General features: G+C 35.4%; 7 protein-coding genes. 3 read left to right on the top strand and 4 right to left on the bottom strand.

The window, feature by feature from the left end; genetic code table 11:
- From ABXT06_RS04270 to ABXT06_RS04260, 3 genes are all read left to right on the top strand, one after another.
- On the top strand, positions 1-3,712 hold a 3,712-nt coding region (locus ABXT06_RS04270), incomplete at its 5' end, for a T9SS type B sorting domain-containing protein (RefSeq protein ID WP_354589631.1).
- A gap of 137 nt (positions 3,713-3,849) precedes the next feature.
- Positions 3,850-4,767 carry a PorP/SprF family type IX secretion system membrane protein gene (locus ABXT06_RS04265; protein WP_354589630.1) on the top strand — a complete coding sequence of 306 codons (918 nt, stop codon included), beginning with the start codon at positions 3,850-3,852 and terminating at the stop codon, positions 4,765-4,767.
- A gap of 12 nt (positions 4,768-4,779) precedes the next feature.
- Positions 4,780-6,723: an OmpA family protein gene (locus tag ABXT06_RS04260; RefSeq protein WP_354589629.1), complete on the top strand. Its 1,944-nt coding sequence runs from the start codon at positions 4,780-4,782 to the stop codon at positions 6,721-6,723.
- A gap of 118 nt (positions 6,724-6,841) precedes the next feature.
- On the opposite strand, the gene ABXT06_RS04255 is transcribed toward ABXT06_RS04260, so the two are convergent.
- The 4 genes from ABXT06_RS04255 to ABXT06_RS04240 form a co-directional block, all read right to left on the bottom strand.
- Positions 6,842-7,357, bottom strand: coding sequence for a CAP domain-containing protein (locus tag ABXT06_RS04255; RefSeq protein ID WP_354589628.1), 516 nt, complete (start codon positions 7,355-7,357; stop codon positions 6,842-6,844).
- 172 nt (positions 7,358-7,529) lie between these two features.
- Positions 7,530-8,174: a pyridoxamine 5'-phosphate oxidase gene (gene pdxH / locus ABXT06_RS04250; protein WP_354589627.1), complete on the bottom strand. Its 645-nt coding sequence runs from the start codon at positions 8,172-8,174 to the stop codon at positions 7,530-7,532.
- Positions 8,175-8,381: 207 nt separating this feature from the next.
- Complete coding sequence (locus ABXT06_RS04245) at positions 8,382-9,287, bottom strand: ribonuclease Z (RefSeq protein WP_354589626.1); 906 nt, start codon at positions 9,285-9,287, stop codon at positions 8,382-8,384.
- A gap of 95 nt (positions 9,288-9,382) precedes the next feature.
- Positions 9,383-9,715 (bottom strand): ribonuclease Z, encoded by a 333-nt coding sequence (locus ABXT06_RS04240; protein ID WP_354589625.1) that lies wholly within the window; start codon positions 9,713-9,715, stop codon positions 9,383-9,385.
- Positions 9,716-9,748: the final 33 nt, after the last annotated feature.

Here is a 9,748-nt window from a genome sequence, read left to right as displayed (position 1 = left end):
TACCGTGGCCGGCACACTAAACGCAACTTTAGAATGCAGCGACACCGAAGGGCTTGCTGCCGCTCAGGCTCAATTCCCTACAGCTTCTGACCTATGCGATGCCGATGTTTCGAACATAACTAAAGTAAGCGGACAGTTTGTGGCTTCTGAAGGATGCGCAAACGCTGGAACATACACCAACACTTGGACTGTAAAAGACGATTGCGGAAACACTTCTGAAACTTTCACTCAGATAATTACAATTGAGGATACTACAAAACCAACTTTCGTAGGCGACCTTCCTTCAGACATTACAGTTTCTTGCGATGCAGTTCCAGAACCATATAATATGGAGGCTTCAGACAATTGCAATGGAGACTTACCAATTGTTTTTAGTGAAACTAAAAGTGATATTAAAAATGAATGCGGTACAGAATATACCTTAACTCGTAATTGGTCTACAAGTGATTGTGGTGGAAATTCAATTTCTTATACTCAAATTATAACAGTAAGAGATACAACACCTCCAACTGGTACTGCACCATCAGATGTTGCTAATCTTCAAAGTGCTTCAGACATTCCAGCTGGAAGCCCTGAAGACATAAAAGATGCGACAGACAACTGTGGAGGAACTGTAACCATTACAGTAAATGACACTAACAATGGAGGCACTGGATGTAATGGCGAATCTTATATTTTAACTAGAACTTACACTCTAACAGACTGTGCAGGTAATAAAACTGAATTAGTTCAGACCTTCACAGTTGAAAATAAAGTTTCTGTAAGTGGTATTCCTACCAATGTAAGCTGCCAAGGAGAAAGTGATGGTTCAATTGCTGTTACCAGCAGTCCTGGCGCTACTGTAGTTATTACAAATCAAAATAATGAGGTAGTTGGAAATACTAATCTACCAGCTGGAACCTATACACTTACTGCAACATCTGTTGTAAATGGCGAGAATGAAACTTGTACAGCAACTGCTACAGTTGTGATTACAGAACCAAATTACAGAGTTAAAATATCTGGACAAATCATAAATGTGGATACTAACACTCCAATTGCAAATGTTCCTGTAACACTGATTCCACAGGGAACAACTACCGGTCCAATACAAATGCGTATTACAGGTGCCGACGGAATGTACAGTTTCACAGGAATGCCAGCAGGAAGTTATTTGGTACAAGTACAAGATGCTAATTTAAATAGTGCATATCAACTATACCCTGTTGATTCAAGTCTGTTCTTTACCACTCTTGAAGAGTGCGCATTCCAAGTTCATAACTTTGAATACGGAAAATCAACGCTTCCTGTTTTAGGAGATTACGTTTGGTATGATCTCAACAATAACGGAATTCAAGACGAGTGGTATGATGCTAATAATGATGGTGTAGTTACTAAGAACATCCCTGATTCTAATGGAGCTATTGATTACAGTCAATGGGAATGGATAGATCTTAACGGAGACGGAAGGTATACAGGTCCTGAAAATAACGGAGAGTTAAATGCTGCAGGTTTTGGAAATGCTCTTAGTGCCAATGTAATCATTGATGGTCCAAACGGATATCACGAAGAAGTTATTGTAGGTATTGAAGGATTCTGGAGAGATCGTCCAGAAACAGCAAACCCTTATGGAGACTATACCATAAAATTGGTACGAGATGCTAATTTTGATGCTGTAGCTGCTGCTCTGGGTGCTACAGGTTTAGTAAAAGTTATACCTTCTTCATCTGCGAAAAACATAACTGCAAAAACAAGCAAAATGCAATTGCATACAGTTTGTACGACAACAACAGATAGTGGCTTTGTTGTAACAGTAACTCCAGAAGATCTGGTTCATTTAGATGCCGACTTCGGTGTAAGCTGTAAAGATTACAGAGACATTGTTGCCAATGACGATAGTGCGGGTCCAATTGCAGGCGTAAATCATACTACACCTAATGTACTAAATGTATTGACAAATGATACTTTAGAAGGAAATGCGATAACTGCATCTGATGTTATCATAACAACTGTAACGCCAAACGAGTTTTTACAGTTAAACCCTGATGGTTCAGTAGATGTATTGCCAAATGCTCCAGTAGGAACATTAACAATGGTATATCAAATTTGCGAAGCCGATCAGACAGATAATTGCGATACCGCAACGGTTACAGTTACAATCGAAGCTCCAGTCATGAATGTTACCGCAACATCAATATGTGTAAATGACGTTCCTTACTTCGATTACACAGTAACACCAGTAAATTTCACTCCAGTAAATGGCGTAACCATTGCTTGGGCAGATATTAATAACAATGTAGTAACAACAATGACCGATCTTCCTTTGAGCGGACGTGTACTATGGCCAGGAGCAGTAGTAGATAATCAAGGAAATGGAATTGACTGGCCAGGCTGGATTTTTGAAAACAACAGATGGGTTGAAGGTGCCGATGGATTCGAGAAATTACGTCCAACGGTAAATGTGACAATATCTGTTAATCCAAGTCAGACTATTACAGTAAATTATCCACCAGCAGATCCATTCTGTACTGCAAGACCTACATTTGCCATTGTTGCAAATGATGATAATCCTTCTCCAATAATGGAAAGTGCAGAACAAGTTAATGTGGGTAATGCTTTAACCAATGACACATTGAATGGTACAGCGGTTAATATAAATGATGTTACTCTAACAACTACTGTTCCCGACCCAACTGGCTCAATAACTTTAAATCCTGATGGATCGATAATTGTCGCACCAAATACGCAAGGCGGTACGTATACATTAACTTACCAGATTTGCGAAAAAGCAGATTTTGGAAACTGTGATACTGCTATAGTGACTGTTATTGTAATTCCTCCTGTAATTGCAAATGATGATGTTTACAATAATATTGGCTGTAACTCTTTTGGACTGGTTGGTAATGTACTAAGCAATGATTTTAAAGGAAGAACTCCAGCAACGATAGAATTAGTAAACTTTACACTTCTTGCTGAAGGAAACAATACTAAAACAGATCCAAACATTACTGTTGATAGTTCTGGAAATGTAAATGTATCCAGCTTAACACCTCCCGGTACTTACATTTACAACTATACAATCTGTGATAAATTGAATTCTCAAAACTGTGATTCTGCAACTGTAACTATTACAGTGCTTCCACAAGGTGTCATTGAAACCAGAAGTACAGCGTGTACAGATGATTCAACATTAATAAATTTGAGCAGCCTACTTCCAGAAGGAAGCCCTCTAACAGGAGTTTGGCAAGATAGAAATAATACGAATGCCCTTCAGGATGGTATTCTTAATCCGTTTGGTTTAGCATTGGGTAATTACATTTTTGAATATATAATAGCTGATGAAAGATGTCCAAGAAGCATCGTTCTGAATATGGAAATCAATGATGATTGTAGAGTTTTAGCATGTGGTGATGTATTAGTACATAATGCTTTTTCTCCAAATGGCGACAACATAAACGATTTCTTCAAAATTGACAATATAGATGACTTAACTTGTTATCCAGGCAATTCTGTAGAAATATACAACCGCTGGGGAGTTTTAGTTTTTGAAACTACGAACTACAATAATACAACAAATGCTTTTGATGGAACTTCAAGAGGAAGAACAACTGTTAAGCAATCTGACGGACTACCAACTGGAACTTATTTTTACATTATTAATTATAAATCTCTGGATGGAAACAACAATGTTCAAGATCATAAATTAGACGGGTACTTGTATCTATCCAAATAGCAACTAAAAGTACGCTGTAAAATAACAATTTACAGCGTACTTAAAAAACCGCAAATTTTGATTAATTTTGAATATAAACCATTGAATTTCATTGATTTAAAAATTCAATAGTAATTATTAAACTAATAAAATCTACTATGAGAACAAAATTATTTTTCTTCGTCATTCTGTTAGTTACATGTTCAGGGTATTCACAGCAAGATGCTCAGTATACACAGTATATGTACAACACAATAAATATAAATCCTGCTTATGCAGGTTCTCGTGGGGTATTTAGTGTTTTTGGTCTCTACCGTACCCAGTGGGTTGGTCTTGATGGAGCACCAGAAACTAGCAGTTTTTCAATTAACACACCTATAAATAATAGCAAACTAGGTATAGGAGCTTCGTTAGTTAATGACAAAATTGGTCCCACAAATGAAAACAACATCTCTGTCGATCTTTCGTATACAATTCAGACATCTGCAGATTTTAAGCTTTCATTTGGTATTAAAGGAACTGCAAATATCTTCAATTTAGATGTAAGCAAATTAAATCCTGCTGATCAGGGAGATCCACAATTTCAGGATTTAAGCAACAAATTTACTCCTAATGTAGGAGCAGGTGTTTACTGGCATTCTGACAAAGCTTATATTGGCTTATCTGTTCCAAACTTTATTGAGACAAATCGTTATGACGATAATGACGTAGCGATTTACAAAGACAAAATCAATTTTTACTTAATGGGAGGATATGTATTCAATCTTGATAAGTATGAATATGTGAAATTCAAACCTGCTATTTTGACCAAAATGGTTGAAGGTGCACCGCTTCAAGTGGATGTTTCTGCCAATTTTATGTTCTACGATAAATTTATGGCTGGTGTAGCTTACAGATGGAGCGCTTCATTAAGTGCTATGGTGGGGTTTCAGATTACAGACGGACTTTATTTAGGTTATGGGTATGATCGAGAAACCACACACTTAAATAATTACAATTCAGGCTCACACGAAATTTTCTTGCGCTATGAATTCTTCTCAAACAAAGGCAAAATGACAACTCCTCGTTTCTTCTAAAAATTAGGTATCATGAAAAACTATACACTACTTTTACTTACAATTATAGGTGCTTTTTCATTTAGCAGTTATGCACAGCAGTCAAAAATCAATAATGCAGACAAAAAATATGACGGCTATGCTTATGTTGATGCAATAAAAACCTATGAAAAAGTTGCTGCTAAAGGCTACAAATCTGAAGACATGTTTAAAAAACTAGGAAATGCCTATTATTTCAATTCAGATTTTCAAAATGCAGCCAAATGGTATGGCGAATTATTTGCAATGAACGCCAACGTTGAACCTGAATACTATTTTAGATATGCGCAATCTTTAAAATCTACTGGAGACATTAACAAAGCAAATAAGCTACTGGATGAATTTAATGCGCTATCAAAAAATGACAGCAGAGGAAAACTTTACAAAGAAGATGCAAACTATCTGGATCAAATTAAAGCAAATTCTGGGAGGTACCAGATAGAAGACGCGGGCATTAACAGTAAATACTCAGATTACGGCTCATTTGTTTATAACAATAAAATTTATTTTGCCTCTGCACGTGATACAGGAAACTTTACGCAACGAAAACACAAATGGACGGGAGAATATTTCACCAATATCTACGATGCCGATCTAGATCCTTCAACAGGAAGCACATCTAAAGTAAATAAGTTTAAATCGGCCATTAACACCAAATTTCATGAGGCCTCTCCTGTTTTTACCAAAGATGGAAAAACAGTTTATTTCACCAGAAATAACTATATTGATGGAAAAAAAGGGAAAGACGAAAACAAAGTTACCTTAATCAAGCTTTACAAAGCGGAACTAGGAAAAGACAACAAATGGACTAATATTACCGAGCTTCCATTCAACAGCAATAATTACAGTACAGCTCATCCAGCTTTAAGTCCAGACGAAAAAACACTGTATTTTGCTTCAGATATGCCAGGTTCTATTGGAGAATCCGATTTGTATAAAGTCAGTATAAATCCAAACGGAGGCTATGGTCCACCAGAAAACCTTGGAAGTAGTATAAATACAGAAGGAAAAGAAACTTACCCATATGTTACCAGTGAAAATGAGATTTATTTTTCATCTAACGGCCATCCTGGTTTGGGAGGTTTAGATGTTTTTGTTGGCAACATTGACAACAACGGGAAAGTAAGTAATATTCAGAATGTGGGAGCAGATATCAATTCTCCAAAAGATGATTTTGCGTACATTATTGATCCTGAATCAAGAAGAGGTTTTTTTACTTCCAATAAAGATGGAGGACATGGATCTGATGACATTTACAGATTTTTGGAAACTAGAAGACTTAGATGCATTCAGGAACTATATGGTACCATCACAGATGCTGAAACTGGCATAGCTTTACCAGGTGCAAAAGTCACTTTATATGATGCTGGAATGGAACTAAAAAACTCTACCGTTGCAGACGGCTCTGGACTATACTCGTTTGCTGTCGAATGCGGAAAAACATATTATGTAAGAGCAGAGAAAACAGATTATACTACAAAAGAAGTAAGTATAGCTATCGACAAAGTAAGTGGCAAAACAAGTCTTCCAATTGCATTGGAAAAATCAACTTGTAAAGTTACTGTGGGAGATGATTTAGGAAAATGCTTCGGTATCAAAATGATTTACTTTGATTTAGACAAATCTAACATCAGAACTGAAGCTGCATTAGACTTAGAAAAAATATTGGCTGTTTTGAATGATTATCCTACTATGAAACTAGATATACGTTCACACACAGATAGCAGAGCTTCCCACCAGTACAACGAAGCTTTATCTGACCGCAGAGCTAAATCAACTATTCAATGGCTGGTTAAAAACGGAATTGCTCCTAACCGATTAACAGGAAAAGGATATGGTGAAACCGAACTTGTTAACAAATGCGCCGATGGCGTTCCGTGTACTGAGGAAGAACATCAAGCCAACAGACGAAGCGAATTTATTATCACTGCTTTATAATCATAAACAAATAGATATAAAAAAAGCTGCCTATACGGCAGCTTTTTTAAATTTAAAAAGTCGTTGCAACTCAATGAATCACAACGACTTTTAAAAAACCAACCTGTTCAATATATTTTTAAAGCTTAACAAATATGTTAGTATAATATTTTTTTCCTGTATTCGGATCTGTTGTTACAGACAATCCAAAATGAGTAAAATCACCTTCTATATTTTCTTTGTGACCCGGACTATCTAACCACGCCTTTAAAGCAGCTTCAGGAGTTTTATAATTGTAAGCAACATTCTCCCCTACTTTTTTTGCTCCCAAAACACTAGTTATATTACTAGATCTAGCAGTAAAGTCATTATGATTTACAACATTATTTGCAATCATATATTTATTATGCTCTTCACATTTAAAAGATATATGATTAACTCTTTCTAAAGCATTTAAACCAATACTCACGCGGTATTCGTTTATTAACCTCATCGTTTCTATTTCGGTATCATTATAAGTATAGTTTGCGACAAGCATTTCTGTTGGAGGAGTATCCAGGCTTGCTTCGGCAGCATCAGCAGAACATGCGTTCATTGCGACTAAAATCGCAATGAACAACATGGTGCGCATAATCTTTTTCATAATCATCAGCATTTTAGCGGTTTAAAGTAAATGTTGGGGCAAATCCTTTAAATTTATCTTTGAATAAATTCGTTCGTATTATTATATCCCAAACGTATTCAATTTACCGTTAAAGTGCAAAATTAATCGATGAAATGCATATATTTTTTTATTTTACATATAAAATTCCTATGTAAAAGTACTTTTACGAAGATAGCCTTTCAATCTTCCAGGAAAAATCTGACTGGCTTGTGTAGCGAATTCGATCATGAAGTCGATTTGGTCTTCCTTGCCAAAATTCAACTTGTAATGGAGTCACAATATATCCTCCCCAATTTTCAGGTCTAGGAATTGGCTTTCCGTCAAATTCTACTTCTAGTTTTTTCAAATTTTCTTCCAAAAATGTTCTCGACGGAATCACTTCGCTCTGATGAGAAACAATTGCTCCAAGCTTACTTCCATCAGGACGTGAATCAAAATAATTGTCTGAAATAATTTCTGATGTTTTCTGCGCAATCCCTTTTATAATAACTTGGCGTTCCATTTCCTGCCAAAAAAAAGACAGACAAATGTTTGGATTTGCTTCTATCGCTTTTCCTTTTTCCGAATTATAATTGGTGTAAAATATAAATCCTTCCTCAGAGAATTTCTTCAATAAAACCACACGAGATTTAGGAAAGCCATCCAATCCGATTGTCGAAACTGTCATGGCATTTACCTCTCCGCTTCCGCCAAAATCTTCTACTTCATGAAACCATCGGTTAAAAAGATTAATTGGATCTTCTGGAATGTTCGTTTCCAGTAATTCACTTTTCTCGTAAGATTTTCTATAATTACTTAAATCGTTCATGATTTATTATTTTAGATTATTGACTTTAGATTTTAGATTTTTTACTTCAAGTTTCAAGTTTCAGGTTTCAAGTTTGTCAGGCTGAGCGGAGTCGAAGCCCATATTTGCAAAGCACGTTCTGCTTAAAAAAGCACTTCTACTCCGCTCAGTGTGACAACAATTTTCAAAACTTCGAACCTTAGCATCTTAGAATCTTAGCATCTTTTTTTAAAACTCAAAACTCACTCCGTCATCTGCTAAAAGCACATTTGGAAAAACTTCTTCTGCTTCTGTTTTAAAAGGCTCCAAGCCATCATAGCGTGTTGAATAATGCCCTAAAATAAGTTGCTTTACATTAGCTTTTAAAGCAATATTTGCCGCTTCTTTTGCTGTCGAATGCAGTGTCTTTTCTGCCAGTCTAGCTTCAGATTCTAAAAAAGTCGATTCGTGATATAAAATATCTGTATTCTGAATAACTGGAATTATCTCTTCGTTATAAACTGTATCAGAACAGAAAGCATAACTTTTTGGTGGCGATGGATCAAAAGTAAGTTTTTCATTTTCAATTACTGTTCCGTCATCAAGCGTAATATCTCCGCCATTTTTTATTTTCTGATAATAAGCGACATGAATATTATAGCGCTGAACTGCTTCGACATTTAATTTCCTTTCATCTGGTTTTTCTTGAAAAAGATATCCATTTGTATAAACGCGATGTTTTAACGGAATTGTTTTCACAATAACTTTCTTGTCTTCAAAAATAACTTCACTTTCTTTCGATTCTAATTCGTGAAAAAACAAAGAATAAGTCGTCCAAGATTCTGTCAGTTTTAATTGAATTAGGATCAATTCCTTAATTCCTTTAGGCCCATAAATATGTAAATCTGTGGTTCTTCCTAAAAGCGAAAAAGTCGAAATAGTTCCTATTAATCCAAACAAATGATCTCCATGAAGATGTGAGATAAAAATGTGATTAATTTTAGAGAATTTAATCTTGTTTTTACGAAGCTGTACTTGAGTTCCTTCGCCACAGTCAATTAAAAACAAACGATTCTTTATTTCTAAAACCTGCGAAGTCGGATTAGTAAGCGTTTTGGGAGTTGCGGCATAACAGCCAAGTATAGTTAGTTTCAATTTTATTGTTTATTCGTTTATTTGGTAAATCGTTTAATCGGTTAAAATTAATCAAATCGATTAAACGGTTAAACGAATAAACAATTAAACCAATATTAAAATCCTAAATCACGTTCGATTTCTTCCATTTCGATAATATCGTGAGCTTCCAAAAGAGAAGGAACTACAGCCAATTTATCTGAAATAGCGTTAAAATCAAGATCGGTTGCTACAATTACAAACGACTTTTTTGCTTTTTTCTGAATCTTAGAAAGCGGTAAAAAAGCTTTTAAATCATTTTCAGAAATATTAGAATCTGATGATAAATCGATTACAATATTTTGTTTTTCAAAGGTTTTAAATTGTTGCGTTACTTTTTCCAAGAAAGCGTTTACATCTCCTTGCGTATCTTTAATCGTAACGGTATGTCCTTTTTGATCTACTTTCATTTTATTATGTATGGGGCTTATATTTTATGATGC

It is taken from the genome of Flavobacterium sp. UW10123, from assembly GCF_040538975.1.
GTDB lineage: Bacteria > Bacteroidota > Bacteroidia > Flavobacteriales > Flavobacteriaceae > Flavobacterium.
This window is presented reverse-complemented; position numbering and strand designations above follow the sequence as displayed.

Coding starts and splice junctions, on each gene's coding strand:
- ABXT06_RS04265 (WP_354589630.1), top strand. CDS start 3,850: ATGAGAACAAAATTATTTTTCTTCGTCATTCTGTTAGTTACATGTTCA.
- ABXT06_RS04255 (WP_354589628.1), bottom strand. CDS start 7,357: ATGCTGATGATTATGAAAAAGATTATGCGCACCATGTTGTTCATTGCG.
- ABXT06_RS04260 (WP_354589629.1), top strand. CDS start 4,780: ATGAAAAACTATACACTACTTTTACTTACAATTATAGGTGCTTTTTCA.
- pdxH (WP_354589627.1), bottom strand. CDS start 8,174: ATGAACGATTTAAGTAATTATAGAAAATCTTACGAGAAAAGTGAATTA.
- ABXT06_RS04240 (WP_354589625.1), bottom strand. CDS start 9,715: ATGAAAGTAGATCAAAAAGGACATACCGTTACGATTAAAGATACGCAA.